The 19,812-nt window shown below is 58.3% G+C and carries 13 protein-coding genes; all 13 read left to right on the top strand.

What is annotated here, in order from left to right:
* The first annotated feature begins 43 nt into the window (after positions 1 to 43).
* The 13 genes from tssK to tssA all read left to right on the top strand — a co-directional run bounded on the left by tssK (position 44) and on the right by tssA (position 19,785).
* On the top strand, positions 44 to 1,381 hold the full coding sequence (gene tssK, locus EV102420_RS16470) for a type VI secretion system baseplate subunit TssK (protein ID WP_042393874.1): 1,338 nt from the start codon (positions 44 to 46) through the stop codon (positions 1,379 to 1,381).
* On the top strand, positions 1,378 to 2,046 hold the full coding sequence (gene tssL / locus EV102420_RS16465; RefSeq protein ID WP_042393871.1) for a type VI secretion system protein TssL, short form: 669 nt from the start codon (positions 1,378 to 1,380) through the stop codon (positions 2,044 to 2,046). Before tssK ends, tssL begins: the two co-directional genes overlap by 4 nt.
* Entirely contained in the window at positions 2,043 to 3,752 is a 1,710-nt protein-coding gene (locus EV102420_RS16460; protein WP_042393868.1) for an OmpA family protein, read from the top strand. Before tssL ends, EV102420_RS16460 begins: the two co-directional genes overlap by 4 nt.
* 13 nt (positions 3,753 to 3,765) lie before the next feature.
* On the top strand, positions 3,766 to 4,257 hold the full coding sequence (gene hcp, locus EV102420_RS16455) for a type VI secretion system effector Hcp (RefSeq protein WP_042393865.1): 492 nt from the start codon (positions 3,766 to 3,768) through the stop codon (positions 4,255 to 4,257).
* Between the two features lie 174 nt (positions 4,258 to 4,431).
* On the top strand, positions 4,432 to 7,038 hold the full coding sequence (gene tssH / locus EV102420_RS16450; RefSeq protein WP_042393860.1) for a type VI secretion system ATPase TssH: 2,607 nt from the start codon (positions 4,432 to 4,434) through the stop codon (positions 7,036 to 7,038).
* Positions 7,031 to 9,526, top strand: a complete 2,496-nt coding sequence (locus EV102420_RS16445; protein WP_042393857.1) for a type VI secretion system Vgr family protein — start codon at positions 7,031 to 7,033, stop codon at positions 9,524 to 9,526. The genes tssH and EV102420_RS16445 overlap by 8 nt, the downstream gene beginning before the upstream one ends.
* Positions 9,527 to 9,528: 2 nt before the next feature.
* A complete protein-coding gene (locus EV102420_RS16440) occupies positions 9,529 to 10,314 on the top strand; it encodes a T6SS immunity protein Tli3 family protein (RefSeq protein WP_042393855.1) in 786 nt (261 codons plus the stop codon).
* A complete protein-coding gene (locus EV102420_RS16435) occupies positions 10,307 to 11,179 on the top strand; it encodes a T6SS immunity protein Tli3 family protein (protein ID WP_131406020.1) in 873 nt (290 codons plus the stop codon). Before EV102420_RS16440 ends, EV102420_RS16435 begins: the two co-directional genes overlap by 8 nt.
* Positions 11,172 to 13,106: a T6SS effector phospholipase Tle3 domain-containing protein gene (locus tag EV102420_RS16430; RefSeq protein ID WP_042393847.1), complete on the top strand. Its 1,935-nt coding sequence runs from the start codon at positions 11,172 to 11,174 to the stop codon at positions 13,104 to 13,106. Before EV102420_RS16435 ends, EV102420_RS16430 begins: the two co-directional genes overlap by 8 nt.
* Before the next feature lie 12 nt (positions 13,107 to 13,118).
* Positions 13,119 to 13,379, top strand: a complete 261-nt coding sequence (locus EV102420_RS16425; RefSeq protein WP_042393844.1) for a PAAR domain-containing protein — start codon at positions 13,119 to 13,121, stop codon at positions 13,377 to 13,379.
* Positions 13,379 to 14,812: a KPHS_23130 family T6SS system protein gene (locus EV102420_RS16420; protein ID WP_042393840.1), complete on the top strand. Its 1,434-nt coding sequence runs from the start codon at positions 13,379 to 13,381 to the stop codon at positions 14,810 to 14,812. Before EV102420_RS16425 ends, EV102420_RS16420 begins: the two co-directional genes overlap by 1 nt.
* 6 nt (positions 14,813 to 14,818) lie before the next feature.
* Positions 14,819 to 18,190, top strand: coding sequence for an ImcF-related family protein (locus EV102420_RS16415; RefSeq protein WP_042393838.1), 3,372 nt, complete (start codon positions 14,819 to 14,821; stop codon positions 18,188 to 18,190).
* Positions 18,190 to 19,785 carry a type VI secretion system protein TssA gene (gene tssA / locus EV102420_RS16410; RefSeq protein WP_042393835.1) on the top strand — a complete coding sequence of 532 codons (1,596 nt, stop codon included), beginning with the start codon at positions 18,190 to 18,192 and terminating at the stop codon, positions 19,783 to 19,785. The genes EV102420_RS16415 and tssA overlap by 1 nt, the downstream gene beginning before the upstream one ends.
* Positions 19,786 to 19,812: the final 27 nt, after the last annotated feature.

The following is a 19,812-nucleotide window of genomic DNA, read 5'->3' as shown; positions in this document are numbered from 1 at the left end:
TTCTCAGATGCCGAAGGCGAAAGCGTAACGCACAGGAGGTGCGATGAAGACAGAACGACCGCTATGGGCAAGGGGACAGATGATCTCGCCGCAGCATTTTCAGCATCAGGCGGCGCTTACCGCCTGGTCCGCAGAGAGTATCGCCCGGATGGGGGCGCTGAATCCGTGGGGAGTACAGCATGTGGAGTTTGACGCCTCTCTGCTGGCGCAGGGGCGGTTGAAAGCCAGCCACCTGTCTGTGCGTTTTGCCGACGGCACCCTTATCGATACTGATAATGCGGATCCCTTGCCGCCGGTGCTTGTGCTTCCCGAACGCAGCGAGCTGACGGTAGTGCTGGCGTTGCCGCATGAGCATGAAAATGGCGGCAACTGCCTGCGTCCGGAAGAGAAACCAGAGCGCCCGGTGCGCTGGCGACTTGGCTGGCGGGAGGTGCGTAACCGCTATGGTGACGACAGCCGCCAAATAGCGGTGATGCTGCCGGAACTGACGCTGCGCGCGGCGGACGAGGATAACGCTAGCTACCAGACGGTCTCCGTGGCCCGCTTGTTTCGTGACAATCAGGGCAACTGGTTGCAGGACAGCGCCTTTATTCCACCGCTGTTGAGCGTCCAGGCCAGCCGCTGGCTGCTGGATCGGCTGGAGCAGTTACTGAGTCAGCTGCGCATTCGCCTGCATCGACTGATGGCGATGCGCCGAGAGAGCAACGAGCGGATGGCGGATTTTGCGGTGGCGGACGTGTCGCTGTTCTGGCTGCTGAATGCCCTGAACCATGCGGAGCCGGTGCTGAGTCATTTTGTGCGCCATCCGCAGGTTCATCCCGAGCGCCTCTATGAGGTGCTGGCGGGGCTGGCCGGTAGCCTGCTGACCTTTTCTCTTGAGCATACCACGGCTGATATTCCGGTTTACCGTCACGAGCAGTTAACGGTGGTATTCCCACCGCTGTTTGACCTGCTCGGCGTGCTGCTGGAGGCCAGCCTGCCATCAAGGGTAGTGGCAATTGAGATGGTTAAGGATGGGCGGCGCAAACGCTGGCATGCCCGCCTGCACGATCTCAGGCTGCGCGAGGATGCTGATTTTTATCTCTCAGTCCGTTCCACCTTACCGGTGGCGCAGCTGCTGGAGCTGTTTCCGCAGCAGTGCAAAGTGGGCAGCCCGGATGAAGTGGACAGAGTGGTCAATGGCTCGCGGCCCGGCGTCCCGCTGCGGGCGATGAGCCATGTTCCGGCGGCGATCCCGCTGCGTCTGGAAAATCAGTATTTCAACCTTGATATGGCCCATCCGGCAGCGCAGGCCATGCTGGCGGAAGGAAGCTGCGTGTTTTACGTCTCCGGCCTGCTGGGCGAGCCGGAGCTTGAACTCTGGGCGGTGCTGCGTTCATGAAAAAGGATATTGATATTGACGCCCTGCTGGAGAACACCTGGCTGATCGTCACCGAGCTGCGTTACGGAGCCGTGCTGGCGGAAGGCGAAGGGGAGATGCTCTGGCAGCGCTGCGTGGAGGATATTACCCAGGTAATGGTGCAGCTGGAGCAGGCCGGAATGAGCGAGGCCGATCGCCAGCATATTCTCTATGCCTGGTGCGCACTGCTGGATGAAACCGCCAAGGGACGAGAAGGTGAGGATGATGCCTGTATCGTCTGGTACGACCGTCCGCTACAGGCCAACTACTTCGGCACCATGGACGCCGGGGATGCGCTGTACGAACGGATACGCCAGGTTTTGCGCGAGCCTGCGCCGGACAGCGCGGTGCTGACCTGCTTCCATCGGGTGCTGGCGCTGGGGTTTAAGGGCAGCTTTGCCACGCTGAACGACCCGGCCCGTGAGCAGATTGTCCGGGCGCTGGCCGAGCGCGTCCCGCCGTCGGTTTTTTCGTCAAACGTACCGCTTCTGGCCACGGTTTCCGGCGGCTGCGGCGTGCGTGAGCGGTTACGCCACTGGCCAGTGTGCATCGGCCTGTCCGCCATTGTGGTGGCGGCGCTGTGGCTGGGGCTAAATCACTGGCTTGACGGACTGGTAACATCCCTGCTGCCGGGGGCTGGAAAATGAGCGTTCGCCAGCAGCGCCTGTTATGGCTGTGGGGCGGTTTGCTCGTGGCGCTGCTGTGCCTGCTGTTCCTGCCGCTGACAGCCGGTGAACGCGGTTTTGCCATTCTGCTGACAATGATTGTCGTTATTGCCGCTCTGGTTTCTGCTGGTCACCGTTCGGGCGGTTTGGCGGAAGGTGAGGGTGAACTGAACGATCTGCCGGAAGCGCCGTACCGCCTGCCGGTGGTGCTGGTTTGCGGCGACACGTTGGACTGGCCGGGCGAGGGATCATTGTATCGTACCGCGCAGGGTTGCTGGCTGAAGGTGTCCACAGCACAACTGCGGCAGACGGTACGCCATCTGCTCTGGCAACGCCCGGAGCTGGTTGCGCAACTGGCCGTGATGATCGTTGTCCGTCCGCAGCAGCATGACGATGAGGCAATGCTCATCACCCGCCTGCATGAGCTGCGCTGGCAGCTTGCGCAGGTGCGGCGTGATACCCGGCGCACGGTGCCGCTCCTGCTGGCCAGCACCGTCGCGGGGGCGTCTGTCGCTGAGACGCTGTGGCAGTCCGTTCGGGCGGGAAACGCGCCTCAGGTCTGGCAGGCAGATCGCGCCCCGAACAGCCTTGCCCACTGGCTTTCGCAGGGCGATAGCGCCTCCCGCCTGCGGGCGCAGGTGAGGGTGAACGCGCAAGCCCGCTATATGGCAGAGGCGGTGTTACCGGCGCTGACGGCGAACTCGCCGGACATGCCGCCTGCGGTGCCAGCAATGGTGCTCTACCACCAGGCTCCGTCGTCCGCTGTGCCTGCGTTGGCAGACTCTCTCTGGTCTCGCTGGCTGGCGCGTCATACCACTCTCAATCAGCTGCCGGGCTGGCAGCCGGGTACGTTATCGCCAGACGATGCACCACTCCCGGATTGTATTCTGCCGCTGCTGCCGCAGGGTGGCGGCACAACGCCGCGTAACCGGACGCAGCGCCGGGCGTTCTCTCTCTTCACTCTGGCCGTACTGGTCGCTCTGTGCAGCAGCGCATGGAACAACCGTCAGCTGCTGCATCGGCTCGCCTTTGATGTCTCGAGCTATTACCGAATTGGGATGACGGACACCGTGCCAAAAGCCAGGGCGGTGGCACGGCTCCGTAATGATGTGGCGTTGCTCAATAACTGGTCTCGCAACGGTGAGCCGCTGCGCTACGGGCTGGGGCTGTATCGGGGGGAGCAGCTGCGCCCTGCGGTGCTGGCTGCCATTCAGACATACGTTCCGCCACCGCCTCCACAGCCGCCCGTGATCAACAAGGTGATCCAGGGGCCGCAGACGGTACGTCTCGACAGCATGTCGCTGTTTGCTACCGGCCAATGGCAGTTGAAACCCGGATCCACAAAGGTGCTGGTGAATGCGCTGGTGGGTATTAAGGCCAGGCCCGGCTGGCTGATCGTGGTCGCAGGCCATACCGACAGCACCGGGGATGAAAAATCTAACCAGAGCCTCTCTCTGCAACGCGCCGAGTCAGTCCGCAACTGGATGCGTGACACGGGCAGCGTGCCGGAGAGCTGTTTTGCGGTGCAGGGCTATGGCGAAAGCCGCCCGGTCGCAACCAATGACACGCCGGAAGGCCGCGCGCTCAACCGACGTGTCGACATCAGTCTGGTGCCGCAGGCCAATGCCTGCCGGATGCCGGGCAAAACCCCTTTGTCACCCCAGCAGGGTGACGCTAATAAACAATAAGTGGAGATACACAATGGCAATTCCAGTTTATCTGTGGCTGAAAGACGACGGCGGTGCGGACATCAAGGGTTCCGTCGATGTGAAGGATCGTGAAGGCAGCATCGAAGTTGTCGCCCAGGAGCACGATCTCTACATCCCCACCGACAACAACACCGGCAGGCTGACCGGCACGCGCATCCACACGCCGTTCAAATTCACCAAGGAGATCGACTCCTCCAGCCCCTACCTCTACAAGGCGGTGACCACCGGGCAGACCCTGAAATCGGCCGAGTTCAAGTGGTACAAGATCAACGACGCGGGCCAGGAGGTGGAGTACTTCAACACCAAACTGGAGAACGTGAAGGTGGTGAAAGTGAACCCGCTGATGCACGACATCAAAGATCCTGCCAAAGAGAAGCACAACCACCTGGAACAGATCGAGCTGCGTTACGAAAAAATCACCTGGACCTATAAGGACGGCAACATCATTCATTCCGATTCCTGGAACGAACGCGCTACTGCATAACCCCCCCGGCAGACGGTTTTCCGTCTGCTGTTTTTGTTTTCTGAGCGGCCAGCTGTGGGCTGCTGAGCAAACAAAAACACAATCCGCGACCGACCTCGTGCGCTTTGGTCTCCTGGACAACAGGAAACAGCGATGGGCGGTAGCGTGTCCAGGAACTGATAAAGAGAGAGAGTCATGGAAAATCCCGCCGTTCTGCTGCGTCGTCTCAACCCCTACTGCGCCCGTGCGATGGAGGGAGCCGCCTCCCTGTGCCAGACCCGGGCACACGCGGACATTCTGCCGGAGCACTGGCTGCTGAAACTGCTGGAGCAGGGGGAGGGCGACCTCACCGTGCTGGCGCGTCGCTATGAGTGGGATATGGATGCCCTGTGGCAGGACTTACTCGGCTGGCTGAATGCGCTGCCGCGCTCCGTGCGCAGTCGTCCGCAGCTGGCTGAGAGCACGCAGACGCTAATGCAGGACGCCTGGCTGCGGGCCTCGCTGGCAGGTGAAGAATGCATTCGCAGCGTCCATCTGCTGATGGCCCTGGTGGATAAACCGAAACTGGCGCGCTGTGACGGCCTGTGGCCGCTGCTGACTCTGGGCCAGAGCCAGCTGGAACGCCTGCGTCCGCTGCTCGATGCGCAGTCCGATGAGCGCCCGGACGTTCAGCAGGAAGCGGAGCTGGCGCTAGATCATGACGGGGAGCTGAACCCGGCGTTACAGAACGTGCTGGACAGGTTCACCCTCGACGTCACCGCCAGGGCGCGCGAGGGTCACATCGATCCGGTGTATGGCCGCGATACGGAGATCCGTCAGATGGTGGATATCCTCTCCAGACGCCGCAAAAACAATCCTATCCTCGTCGGCGAGCCTGGCGTGGGCAAAACCGCGCTGGTGGAAGGGCTGGCGCTGCGCATTGCCGAAGGCAACGTACCGGAGAGCCTGAAGGCCGTCAGCCTGCGCACGCTGGATCTGGGCCTGCTCCAGGCTGGCGCGGGCGTGAAAGGCGAATTCGAGCAGCGGCTGAAAAACATCATCGATGCGGTGCAGCAGTCGTCCACGCCGGTGCTGCTGTTTATCGACGAGGCGCACACCATTATCGGGGCAGGCAATCAGGCGGGCGGTGCGGACGCCGCCAACCTGCTGAAACCCGCCCTGGCGCGGGGCGAGCTGCGCACCATCGCCGCCACCACCTGGAGCGAGTACAAGCAGTACTTTGAGCGCGATGCCGCGCTGGAGCGCCGCTTTCAGATGGTGAAAGTGGACGAGCCGGATGACGACACCGCCTGTCTGATGCTCCGTGGCCTGAAAACCCGCTACGCGCAGCATCACGGGGTGCATATCACTGACGACGCGGTGCGTGCCGCCGTCACGCTCTCCCGGCGCTACCTCACCGGACGTCAGCTGCCGGATAAAGCCGTGGATCTCCTCGATACCGCCGCCGCCCGCGTGCGCATGAATCTCGATACCGTGCCTGAGCCACTGACCCGCATGAAATCCGCCATCACCGCGCTGGAGCTGGAAAAGCAGGCGCTGCTGGAGGATCTGGCGGTGGGGAACGGCCCGCACGGCGAGCGGCTGGAGGCTATCGATAAAGAAGAGGTGAGCATCATCCTGCAGCTCGACGCGCTGGAGACGCAGTACGGTCAGGAGCTGGCACTCTCCGAACAGCTGCTGGCCTGCCGCGCAGATATCTCCCGCCAGAGGGAGCTTGCCGCTCTGCGGCACCAGCTTGCTGAAGTTCAGCAAAATAATCCTTTGCTGGAGGTGGACGTCGGCGTGCGCACCGTTGCCACGGTTATCGCTGACTGGACCGGCGTGCCGCTCTCCTCATTAATGAAGGATGAGCAGACGGAGCTGCTGAGCCTTGAAGCCGCACTCGAAAAACGGGTGGTCGGACAGGAGGCGGCGCTGAACGCCATCGCGCAACGCCTGCGTGCCGCCAAAACCGGGCTTGCACCAGAGAACGGGCCGCAGGGCGTGTTCCTGCTGGTCGGCCCGAGCGGAACCGGCAAAACCGAAACCGCGCTGGCGCTGGCGGATGCGCTGTTCGGCGGCGAGAAGTCCCTTATCACTATTAACCTTTCCGAGTACCAGGAGCCGCACACTGTCTCGCAGCTGAAAGGCTCGCCCCCGGGCTACGTTGGCTACGGGCAGGGCGGCATCCTGACTGAAGCGGTGCGCAGGCGTCCCTACAGCGTGGTGCTGCTCGATGAAGTGGAGAAGGCGCACCGGGACGTGATGAACCTCTTCTACCAGGTCTTCGATCGCTGCTTTATGCGCGACGGTGAAGGGCGGGAGATTGACTTCCGTAACACGGTGATCCTGATGACCGCCAACCTCGGCAGTGACCACATCATGCAACTGCTGGATGACCAGCCGGACGCCACCGATGTCGACCTGCACGAACTGCTGCGCCCCATACTGCGGGATCACTTCCAGCCCGCGCTGCTGGCCCGCTTCCAGACCGTGATCTACCGCCCGCTGGGGCAGCAGGCGATGCGCACCATCGTGGGGATGAAGCTTGATCAGGTCAGCCAGCGGCTGGCCCGCCATTACGGCATGACAACGGCTATCGACGAGAGCCTGTATGACGCCCTGACCAGTGCCTGCCTGCTGCCGGATACCGGGGCGCGCAACATCGACAGCCTCCTTAATCAGCAGATCCTGCCGGTGCTGAGCCAGCAGCTGTTAAGTCGTATGGCGGCGGGACAGAAGCCGCAGCGGCTGACGCTGAGCTGGAGTGAGGAGGCGGGAATTGGGCTGGATCTGGACGAAGGGGAAATAAACCATGAGTGACGCGACCTCCCCGCTGTTCAGCCACAGCCATAACCTGCTGAAGGTGCGCGGCTGTCAGTCGCTGCTGGATGTACTCTGCTTTGAAGGTCAGGAAGCGCTGAGTGAACCGTTCTGCTACACCATTGAATTCACCAGCCCGGATAAGACCATCACGCCGCAGCAGATGCTGATGCAGGACGCGTCGCTGACCCTGCAGGCTCCGGTTGATCAGGGTTTCGGGATCGGGGTTCAGCAGCCGGTACGCACCCTCCAGGGAACAGTTACCGGTTTTGAACGTCTCTCCACCTCAAGGGATGAAACGCGCTATTGCCTGACGCTGCAGCCGCGGCTGGCCCTGCTCTCAAGAAGCCACCAGAACCGGATTTACCAGGATATGTCGGTGCCAGATATTGTGGACCACATCCTGCGCACCCGCCACGACATGCGCGGGGAGGACTTTGTTTTCACCCTGGCAAATGAGTATCCGCGCCGTGAGCAGGTGATGCAGTACAACGAGGATGACCTGACCTTTATCTCCCGCCTGCTGGCGGAGGTGGGGATCTGGTACAGCATCACGGCAGACACCCGGCTCAGTATTGACGTGGTGGCGTTTTACGATGACCAGCGCTATGTCGAACAGGGGCTGACGCTGCCGTCGGTTCCGCCCTCCGGGCAGCATGACAGCGGCACCGAGTCGGTGTGGGCGCTGAAAAGCCATCATCACGTGGTGGAGAAGTCAGTCTTTACCCGCAGCTATAACTACCGCAACGCGCCGGAGGACATGAACCTCAGCACGGATGTGTCGCCGGGCGACAGCACCACCTGCGGCGAGGCGTATCACTGGGGGGACAACTACCTGACGCCGGGCAACAGCGACCAGCGTGACCCGGAGCCGGAGAGCGGGGCGTTTTACGCCCGTATCCGCCACGAGCGTTACCTGAACGGTCAGGTGCAGCTGAACGGCGAAACCACCTGCGCGACGCTGGCCCCCGGCCAGGAGCTGAAGGTGACCGGCGGCGAGGAGGTAGCTGATACCTTCCGTCAGGGGGTGGTGATCACCCGCATTCACAGCCGCGCCCGGCGTGACCGCAGCTTTGAGGTCACCTTTCACGCTATCCCGTTCTCAGAGCGTTACTGTTTCCGCCCGGCCACCATCGCTAAACCCGTGATGGCGGGGACGCTTCCGGCGAGAGTGACCAGCACGAAAACCAACGATATCTATGGCCATATCGATCGCGACGGGCGCTACCGCGTCAGCCTGCTGTTTGACCGCGATCGCTGGTCTCCGGGTGAAGAGAGCCTGTGGGTGCGCCAGTCCCGGCCGTATGCCGGGGACACTTACGGTCTGCACCTGCCGCTGCTGGCGGGCACCGAGGTGGCGATAGCCTTTGAGCACGGCGATCCGGACCGGCCCTATATCGCCGGCGTTCTGCACGACTCGGCGCACCCGGATCATGTGACTATCTATAACTACAAGCGCAACGTGCTGAGAACCCCGGCGAATAACAAGATCCGCCTCGACGACACGCGCGGAAAGGAGCACGTGAAGATCAGCACCGAGTACGGCGGCAAGAGCCAGCTTAACCTCGGGCACCTGGTGGACAGCGAAAGGAATCAGCGCGGCGAGGGGGTAGAGCTGCGTACGGACAGCTACGGGGCCATTCGTGCCGGAAAGGGCATATTCATGACCGCCGACGGACAGCCGAAGGCACAGGGGCAACAGCTGGCGATGGAGCCGGCGCTGTCACGGCTTTCAGCGGCGCTGGTGGAGATGCAGTCGCTGGCGGCCAGCGCGCAGCAGGCACAGGCGCTGGCAGCAGATGTCGGACGTCAGCAGAGGCTGTTGCAAAAGAAGCTCGACCGGCTTCAGCAGGCGGTGCTGCTGGGCACGGCTCCGCAGGGTGTGGCGCTGGCAAGCGGCGACGATATGCTGCTGTCGGCGCAGGAAAATATGACGCTGGTCGCCGGTAAGCAGCTGGATATCGGGGCGCAGAAAGATTTCACCCTGGCAGCGGGAAAACAGATCGGCCTCTGGAGCCAGCAGGGTGGGAAGTGGTTTGCCTCGCAGGGCGATATTGATATTCAGGCGCAGGGGGGAGCTATCACCACCTGGTCAACGCAGGACACGCATATCACCAGCGGTAAAAAACTGGTCATAACCGCCCAGGATGAGCTGACGCTGATATGCGGGGGCGGGTACATCAAAATTAAGGGCGGAAACGTGGAGACTGGCGGTCCGGGTAAGCTGCTGGTGAAAAACCAGGGCATATCCAAACAGGGAACCGCAAATATGCAGGGAGTAATGAAGACGTTTGAAGCCGGGAGCTTTGATGAGCGGTTTGCATTATTACATCCTGTTAGCAAAGAACCCATCGCCAACAGGCGGTTTCGCCTTACGTTGCCGGATGGATCTGTGCAGGAAGGTGTAACTGATTCCTATGGAAAAACGCCTCTGATTCAGGGGAAGACTCTGGACGATGTTATTTTTGAACTGCTTAAAGAGGATTAAGAATGAATTCTATTAAAGAGGCGATTTTTCGCCTCGTAGGAATATCGGGGATCATACTGTCATGCTTTTCTCTCTCCGGATGTATCGTAACATCAGGTGCCGCCTTCGGCGCTGCATCGGGGGCGATGGAGGCAAAAGGTGTTGGCAATGATTTCAAATATTACCTTTTCGATGTCCCGCCGCAGGTTATTTACCGGATTGACGATCATCGATTTTTTACGCTGGAGAACTATAAGGATTGCGATCATGGAGGCATTGTTTATTACCATGATACGAATAAAAATATAAAAGAGTATATTAATGGTGGCTCGGACAGTAACTCTATTTTAACAGCGAATCCGATGATGTCGTGGAAGGGGCAGTTTATTTATGCTGCTTCAGATAAAGTGCTGGCATTTATGAGTCGTTATCCGCTCATGAGCGACAGGGATACGCATAGTGGTGTTTTTTTAACCTATAAAATAAATGGAAAATATGGGGAAATAAAAGTGGCTGGAGATACCGATCCTGGATTTAGAACGATCTTGGTAGTTACAGATGATAATGTTTATATTAAATCTCGTGGTTCGTTAAATTTATCATATTCTTTGCCTGCAAAGAAAATAGATTCTATGGGTACATCAATGGATCAACCAAGATCGGCTGAGGGTGAAAAATGGCCTAATGACCATACACCTTCTGGCGCTATACGTTTTACCTGCGATATGTCAATAAGGCCCACTAACGTCAGCGTAACACCGGAACAGGTTTATGCTACTGATGCCAAAGGAATCCCTCATCATGAGTAATACACAACCAGAACCCCTACGTGATGCGCCGATAAGTATTGATGATAATGGTAAACCAAGCTGGCGGGGGATGTGCTCGTATAAAAACATTAAAGTACGCTCCGCCAGTAATTTAAGATGGGCTGTAGGGATATGTGGACTGCTGCTGTCTTGCTTTTCGCTTTCTGGATGTATCGTAACATCAGGGGCCGCTTTCGGCGCTGCATCGGGGGCGATGGAGGCAAAAGGTGTTGGCAATGATTTCAAATATTACCTTTTCGATGTACCACCGCAGGTTATTTACCGGATTGACGATCATCGGTTTTTCACATTGGAGAATTATAAGGATTGCGATCATGGGGGCATTGTTTATTACCATGATACGAATAAAAACATAAAAGAGTATATCAATGGTGGCTCGGATAGTAACTCTATTCTCGAACCGAACCCTACGTTATTTTGGAAGGGAGGGGTTGTTTATGCTGCTTCACCTAATGTGATAGCTTATCCAGAGGTGCATCATAGTTATAGCGATAGAGAGTTAAATAACGGTGTTTATTTGTATCACTCTAATAATGGTTATAAGATGAATATATATTTGTCAACTGACTATTACCGAGGAGACGATCTTACTGTTTTTATCAATGATAATGATGTTTATCTTAAAGGCTCCCCACCCTTTAGCAAGCATTTTGAAGTTGTGGATTATAAACTGCCATTTTCTGGTAATGAAGATTACTATGATGTAAAAATACCAGAGAGAGTAAAGACGCCATCAGGTGCTATACGCTTTACCTGCGACATGTCAATAAGGCCCACGAATGTCAGCGTAACACCGGAACAGGTTTATGCTACGGATGCCACAGGGATCCCTCAATATGAATAAACTACAGTCAGAGCCCTTACGCGATGCGCCAATGAGTATTGATGATAATGGTAAACCAAGCTGGCAGGGAAAGTGTTCGTATAAAAATATCAAAGTACGTTCTGCCTGCTATCATCCGATTCAATTTCCAGGGCTGATTATTTTTGTTCATGGGGTCAATTCTGAAGGTGAATGGTATGATTCGGCTGAAAAAAACTTATGTATAGGTTTAAATAAAAGGTTATATCTACCGGAGAATATGTTATTAGCTCCTAATATTTATCAGACGGGTGAAAATCAGCTCCGGGAAGTAGCTAATCTTGATGCCAGTCGTTCTCCGGTGATCCGTTTTTACTGGGGATATAGCGCAGAACCAGGTGACGAAGATCAGTATCAGATCCCGCTGCGTAACCTGGCAGGCGACGATTATCACGACCTGAAAAAATATCAGAAGCTGCCCGATGCACAAATTGCTGCTCGCGGCCCATGGTACTGGGGGGGCGGTCCGTTCCAAAACGGCTGTAACCAGCTGGTATCGCTGTGGAGCGACCAGGGTTTCAGTAAATGGCTAAAACAGACGCCGATCCCGTTCAGTGTTCAGTTTGTTAATACCGAGCTGGATCGCCTGCTGGCCAATGCGCCTGCCCGCCACTATTACGCTCATGCCGCTCGGCGGCTGGCGGATTTGTTGAATACTATCCGCAGCACTTACCCGAAAGATACGGTGACGCTGGTTTCGCACAGTCAGGGCACGATGATTGCTATGGCCGCAACGCTGCTGGCGGATAAAGCGCCGGATGCCCTGTTTGTCATGAACTCGCCCTATGCCATGGAACATAAAGCCATAGATCGGTTTTCGTATCCTTTTGCGGAATGTATTTCCACCAGGGCGCGGCAGAAGACCTTTGCCACCATTGTCGAAAAGGTGGCAAAGCAGGCCGGTCATCTCTCAGAAGCCGACTATGGGCGTTTGGTAGTGGGTATAGATGCCGATGGTAGGAGCTGGAAACCCACCGGCATGGCCGATAACGGTATACCCGAGCGAGATAATCATGGACGCACATGGATCTACTGTAATGCCCACGATCGGGTGATGGGGATGAGCGCGCTGCTCAGTATTGGCTGGCAGGGATTGCCCAACGATGAGTGTGGGGTAACCAACCGATTATTGGTTACTTACCAGGGACATCTGTTCCAGCGGATGATGGCCCGCGAAACGTCCTGTGGGGATACGCCCCGCCAGGATACACCCTTTGGCCGTCTCCCGCCAGCGGGAGCGCCGTTCTGGGATGATGGCGGGCAGCTGGGCGTCTATGATGCGCCGCCGCCTGAACAGACGCTGTACATCAACGGCGAAAAAGTTCCCAAACCGATTACTGCCAAGGAGATGGTTGGGTTTGATGCCACCCGGGTGGGGTTGCAAAAAAAGAATGAGAAAAATACCGGTGAAGAGGGCTACGGCTGGGGACAATATTCAGTCACTAGGGATGGTAACAGGACCTGGCATGACAACACCTTCCGCTGGTATGCCTCGCTGTACCCGGAGCAGTGGGTAACGGACAAAGGAACCATGGGCTGGTATCCGCAGAATTCAAAAGATGCGCGGCAGAATCGTCGCCGGGAAACCCGTGCGGAAAAAGATGCCCGGCTGCGGATGTTTGTCTCCCAGCCCAGCGATCACAGTTCTCTTCCTTCAAATCCTTTTTTTATGAGACAGGTCGTAGCGTACGACCTGCCAATTGGCATCTGCGAAAGTTCAAACGATAAGAGCTTCCTCGAACAGCTACGCCGGATGGCGGACTGGCAGTATTCGGATCCCTATTTCCACACTGGCAAACATCCGAAATACAGTAGGCCAGCGGAAGTGGATGCCGAGAGCGCCGGATGCATCGGGCCGGAAGAGATGGCCGAGATGAAGAAAATGGAAGCTCAGCAGGGCCATCATTAACAGAGAGTGGATATGCCTAAACGTGTTGTAGTCCTTAACGATGCCACCTCCCACGGTGGTCGGGTGATTTCTACATCATCCACGTTTGAAATTATGGGGAAAAATGCGGCGCTGCTGAATGACACCGTGTCCTGTCCAGAGCACGGTTCCAATCCGATCGTGGAATGCGATATGAGCTATGAGGAAAACGGTAGAGGAATTGTCGTGCATGGCTGTAAGAGCGCCTGTGGTTCGGTGGTGTATGCCAGCCTGCCGGATATGGAGATTGATTAATGGGATGGTCCTTACCCAATATTCCCGCCAGGGATAAAGCCCCCGCCTGGTCACCCTGGATTTGTCTGTTAATCATTGTCGCAGGTCTATTTGTCGCACTGGTTCAGGCGGTGATGCATTCGCCTGCTGGCGGATTTCCCACGCTTGCTAGCGGCTACTGGCTACCGCTGACTGCCTATACTCTGGTAGGTATCGCGGCGGCCATAACGTTGTATCTATTATGGTGGGAAACCCAGTCTTATTGGGTTTGCAATTGGAATAACTGGCGTCAGGGTACGCGCCTGGCCTGGCAATATCATGCGCACCAGCATCTTTGCGTCGTCCGGCACGCGGTACTGACTGCGGATCCTCAGCTGCTTCCCCGCCTGGCGGGTGGTGTGACCGAGCATCAGGATGACGTTTCTCCCCTGACGCTGGCCACAGATAAGCCTGTGATCCCTGGTATTTTCCGTTTTGAGCAGCTCTGCCAGCAGTTAATCCAGCAGTGCAGAGCGTCGTTTATTCAGCGGTATTCTTCCGGCCAGTTGACGGTGCTGATACAGACGGCCTCTATGGATAAGGAGAGGGAAGAGGAGGCCTTTTCCCGCCTATGGGCCGCCGAAGGGTTGCCGTGGACGCCAACGATTCAGTGTTTGCCTGACGAGTTGTTGTGTCATGGCTGGAATCGACGTTTACAGACTACACGTACTCCCGTACTGGTGCTGGCATTGCATTACCGCCAGCCGGAGGAAAATTTACCTGAATTTGCCTGTGCGCTGATGTTGTTCCCTGAGGCGATGCTGAAACCCGCAGAACGACGGGATGCGGTGCGAGTATTTCGCGCCATGCCGCTGAATGCAAGTGCGTTACCTCGTGAGCTAGCCGAGTTGCGCGATATCGCCCAGCAGCCAGCCGGGATAAAGCATCTGGTCTGGTACAGCGGGTTATCTGCATCATCTGCACAGGCGCTGGGGCGGGTGGTAAATGAACTACCTCTGCCTCTGCATGCGGATATCGCCACCGCTGGCATTATCGATTTTGCCAAAATCAGCGCAGATTACGGTTATCTGACCGGATGGCTGATGATGGCTGCGGCAACAGAGATGGTCAATTACGGTCCGGGGAGTCACTGGCTATTACAGGCGGATAATAAGCAGGCTTTCGCAATGGTCGTGGGTAATAGTCTGCCGGTGATCCGTGATGAAGAGGTGAGGCTTTCTCCACTGCCTTATCCAGCAGGGTCACTCTGCCTGGCGATACTGCTCAACATAGCGGCTTTCAGTGCTTTAGCTCGTTTTTCTACAGGCTGGCTTTTTTCCTGGTACGGCGTGCTCAGTATGCTGTTGTCGCTGATCGTTACGCTGCCGGGAAGCGTGTTTCTTCTGCGCCGCACCCTCGCTTCTCTGCAACGCCCGCGCTTTATTCAGGCTGCCGGACTGGCCCGAAAGGAATAATCCACCATGAAAAGGTTTTTACACATACTTGGGGCAGCCCTCTTTGTGCTTGCCGTTTTGTCGGCACTGCTGTTTTTGTTGGCACAGCTATCACCTTTCTTTGCAACCGTAGGCGAACACGCATCCTGGATAGCGTTACTGGGGACGGTTTTTCTGACCGGTACGCTGTGTACGCTGATTTTTTTCCTTATTCCTTTCCTGAAAAACGATACGCCGGTGCTCCCACTGGAGAGTTATTCAACAGGCGCGGTGGCTGATACGCAGGAAGGAAATGCCCCTCTTTTTTTGCTAAAAAAACACCTCCGCCGCCGCTATACCTCTCTCTGGCGCTACAAAGTCCGCCTTTTACTGGTCTGTGGAGAGGACAAACACATCGCCGCCATCGCCCCTGGCCTTGCTGAAAAACAGTGGCTGGAGGGGCATCGGACGGTGCTGATTTACGGCGGCAGCCTGTCTGCTTTACCTGATGCCGAACGTCTGAACGCCCTGCGTAAGCTACGCCGCAACCGTCCACTGGACGGCATTGTGCTGGCGCTTGATGAGGCACAGGCCACCACCGGTACGCTTGACAATGCTCTTCGCACGCTCGAACAGTTCGGAGAGGCGCTGCACTACCAGCCACCGGTCTATTTGTGGCAGGTATGCGACACGCTGTGGCCCCAGGATAACCGTGCCAGCCAGACGGTGGGGGTGCTGTTTCCGGCGCGGGCCACGCCAGAGACGGTTGAACGGCAGCTTCGCGCCATTCTGCCCTCCCTGCGTCAGCAGGGCATGCAACAGCTGTGCGCCAACCCGACCCATGATTTTCTGCTGCGGGTGGGACACTCTCTTGAGGAGAGCGGCATTGCCTGCTGGCGTGCGCTGCTGATGCCGTGGCTGACGGAGCACCTAAAGCGTATTCCGCTGCGTGGCCTGATGTTCAGCCCGGCGCAGGCAGGGGAAAAAGTAACGGATGAGGCGCTTCACCCTCACAGCTGGTCCGCCCCGGCAGCGTGGCAGGGGGTGATGACAGACTGTGAACGAGCTCGCGGCGTGCAGGTAGGGATGCCGTGGCAGCGTACGCTGGGCGTTACCCTGCTGACGCTGGTGGTCCTGTGGGGCGCGGGCAGCCTGCTCTCCTTTATCATTAACCGTCAGCATATTGTGACCGCCACGGAACGGGCGCAGCAGCTGGTTAACCATCCGGTAGTCAGTGATGAGCAGCTGGTGGCCTTGCAGGTGCTGCTTAACGATCTCGCACGTTTACAGCGCCAGCAGGCGCACGGCGCGCCCTGGTATCAGCGTTTCGGTCTCGACCACAGTGCGCAGCTTTTTGCTGCGCTGATGCCCTGGTACACGCAGGCGAATAACCGCTTGATACGCGATGCGGCAGTGCAGGCGCTCACGCAGCAGTTGACGGCGCTGACGAACCTACCGCCGCGCAGTTCGCAACGGGCACGGCGTGCAAAAGCCGGTTATGACCAGCTGAAAGCGTACCTGATGATGGCGCGTCCGGACAAAGCAGATGCGGCGTTTTACACGCGGGTAATGACAGGCGCTCAGCCTGCCCGTGACGGCATCTCTTCGGCGATATGGCAGAGTATCGCACCCGATCTGTGGGCCTGGTACATGCAGAACCTGCCGTCACAGCCTGCCTGGACAATAACGCCGGATGCCGCGCTGGTGACGCAGGCGCGGCAGGTGTTACTGGAGCAAATCGGTCAGCGTAATGCTGAGAGCACTCTGTACGAGACCATGCTCACTCAGGTGCGCCGAAACTATGCCGACATGACCCTTGAGGATATGACCCCGCAGACCGATGCAAGCCGTCTCTTTACCACCCGGGAGGTGGTGCCGGGAATGTTTACCCGCCAGGCATGGGAGGGCGGCATCCAGGATGCAATTGATAAAGCGGTGGCCTCCCGGCGCGACGAGATTGACTGGGTCCTGAGCGATAACCGGAAAAGCGTCTCAGGGGATGTCTCCCCGGAGGCGTTGAAGCAGCGCCTGACGGACCGCTATTTCGCCGACTTCGCCGGTGCGTGGCTGAACGTCTTAAACAGTATCCGGCTTAACCCGGCGCATACTATTGCGGATGTCACCGACCAGTTAACGCTGGCCAGCGATGTTCGCCAGTCGCCGTTGATTGCCCTGATGAATACCCTGGCGTACCAGGGGCAGACCGGCCAGCAGAGAGAGGCAATATCTGACTCGCTGGTAAAGTCGGCAAAAAACCTGCTGGGTAAGGGCGATAAACCGGTGATTGACCAGCAGGCTGCCGGGCCTGTCAGCCCCCTAGACGGCACGTTCGGACCACTCCTTGCTCTGATGGGGAAAAACAACGCGCAAAACGTGATGGCGGCGGACAGTTCGCTCAGCTTACAGACCTATTTAACCCGCCTGACCCGCGTGCGCCTCCGACTTCAACAGGTGGCAAGCGCGCCCGATCCGCAGGCGATGATGCAGCAGCTGGCGCAGACCGTATTTCAGGGAAAAAGCGTGGATCTCACCGATACCCGGGAATACGGCAGCCTGATGGCGGCGAGCCTGGGCGAAGAGTGGAGTGGTTTTGGACAGACAATGTTTGTCCAGCCCCTGACCCAGGCCTGGGAGACGGTGTTACAGCCCTCAGCGGCTAGCCTGAACGAGGCGTGGCAGCGCTCTATTGTCGCTAACTGGCATGCGGCATTTGACGGGCGCTATCCCTTTTCCGCAGGCAAAAATGACGCCTCGCTGCCGATGCTGGCGGCATTTATCCGTCGCGACAGCGGTCGTATTGACCGTTTCCTTACCAGCCAGCTGGGTGGTGTGCTGCACCGGGAGGGCAGTAGCTGGGTGGCAGACAGCACCCACAGCCAGGGGCTGGCGTTTAGTCCGGCATTCCTCAGGGCGATTAATCAGCTGAGCGAGTTATCTGACATTCTGTTTACCGACGGCAGCCAGGGCATCAGTTTTGAGATGCAGGGCGTGGCCATGCCGGAGATTGTCGAGACCCAGCTGACCCTCGACGGGCAGACGCTGCACTATTTCAACCAGCTTGCCGACTGGCAGAGCTTCCGCTGGCCGGGGGTGGTTAACAAACCGGGTGCGATGTTGACCTGGACCTCCACGGCGGCAGGCGCACGGCTGTTTGCTAACGACAGCGGTCCCTGGGGCGTTATCCGTCTGCTAGAGAGGATGAAGCGGCAAAAGGAGAGCAACGGCCTGTACCGTCTGACCCTTACCGCGCCGGACAACCGACAGCTTCAGTGGCTACTGCGCACGGAGCTTGGTGACGGCCCGCTGGCGCTGCTGAAGCTACGCAACTTCACGCTTCCGGCGCAGATATTTAGCGTAGACACGCTGAACGCAAAACGGACGAATGACAATGAACTCGATGCAAATGAAAGGAGTGAATAATGGCGTCCGTTGATTCCCTGCTGGCCGCCTGTCAGCTACGGGCAGACGCGCAGGCGCAGGAGGCACAGTCCCGCCTTGCCCTGTGGGAAAACTGGCTGAAGCCCATCTCTGATGACAATCCCACCGGCGGCGATCCCGGCTATGACGACGATTTTCAGCAGATGCGTGAGGAGGTTAACAAGCTCTCCGGCGCAGACACGGCGCTGATTTGCCAGCTCGCGGAAAAACTGCTGACCACCACCAGCAAGGATATCCGCGTTGCGACGTATTACACCTGGGCGCGGTTGCATCGTGATGGGGAAGCGGGGCTGGCGGATGGACTCGAACTGCTGGCTGGCCTGATGCAGCGCTTTGCTACACGGCTCCATCCGCAGCGGGAGCGCAGCCGGAAAGCGGCGCTGGAGTGGCTGGCCAGCAGCCGGATGCTGGACAGTCTGCTGCTCTACCCGGAGGTGACCAAAACCGACGCCGGACGCATTGTCGGGGCGCTGTGGCTGATTGAGCGAGCAGTGGAACAGATGGCAGCAGACGATCCCCCGCAGCTCGGAGCTCTGTATGGCGCGCTGGAAACCCGTCTGTTGAAATCCGGCGGTATGGATGCGGTCGTGCCACAGAACGTCAGCGAGGGCAGCCACACCACGCCCCCGTTCGGCAGCGTGCCGCCGTTGGCGGGCATTGCATCAGGGCAGGAGCTGCTGACCCAGGCACGTACCCTGGCAGACTACCTGAGAAGCCAGCCGGACGGTTGGCTGGCCGCCCATCGGCTGATTAAAAATATCCGGCATGACACCCTGCATCAGCTCCCGCCGCTCTCAGCCGACGGTAAAACCCGCATCGAACCGCCCAAGCCGGAACAGCGAGCCCAGCTGAAACGGCTATACCTGCAACAGAGCTGGCGTGAGCTGATGGAGGAGGCGGACAGCCTGCTGTCGCGCGGCGCTAATCACCTATGGCTGGACGTGCAGTGGTATTTGCACCAGGCGCTGGTGAAATCCGGGCGGGAGGCCGAGGCCGCCATTATTCAGGCTGATCTAAAAGGCGTGCTCTCGCGTCTACCGGGGCTGGAGACGCTGGCTTTTAACGACGGCACGCCGTTCGCTGATGAAGTGACCCTCAACTGGATCCAGCAGCAGGTAAAGGATAACCCTGCGGGCTGGCAGGACAATACTACGGCCGCGTCTGCGAGGGTATCCGGCGACGACGATATTCTGCTCCTGGAGCCGGAAGCGCTCACGCTGGCCGACAGCGACGGTCCTGATGCGGCGCTGGCCTGGTTGCAGGCCCGTCCTGGGATCGCCACGCCACGCAGCCGCTGGCTGCTGCGTTTACTGATGGCGCGCATTGCCGAACAGACGGGCAAAAACGAACTGGCCCTGCACCTGCTGGCGGAGCTGGATTGCCTGTCGGCAACCCTGACCCTGACGCAATGGGAGCCGGGCCTGCTGTTTGAGGTGAAGGCAAGAAGGCTGAAACTGCTGCGCATGAAGGCCGGACGCAGTGAAGCAGAGAAGATCCGCCTACAGCCGGAGATGGAGACGTTGCTGGCTGGGCTGATCGCCCTCGATCCCTCAAGAGCTGCCGTGCTGTGCAGCTGACGCTTTTATTCACATCCTGATATCTGA

Source organism: Pseudescherichia vulneris NBRC 102420, from assembly GCF_000759795.1.
Lineage (GTDB): Bacteria > Pseudomonadota > Gammaproteobacteria > Enterobacterales > Enterobacteriaceae > Pseudescherichia > Pseudescherichia vulneris.
Note: the sequence above shows the minus strand (reverse complement) of the source record. Positions and strands in the feature narration are given on the sequence as shown.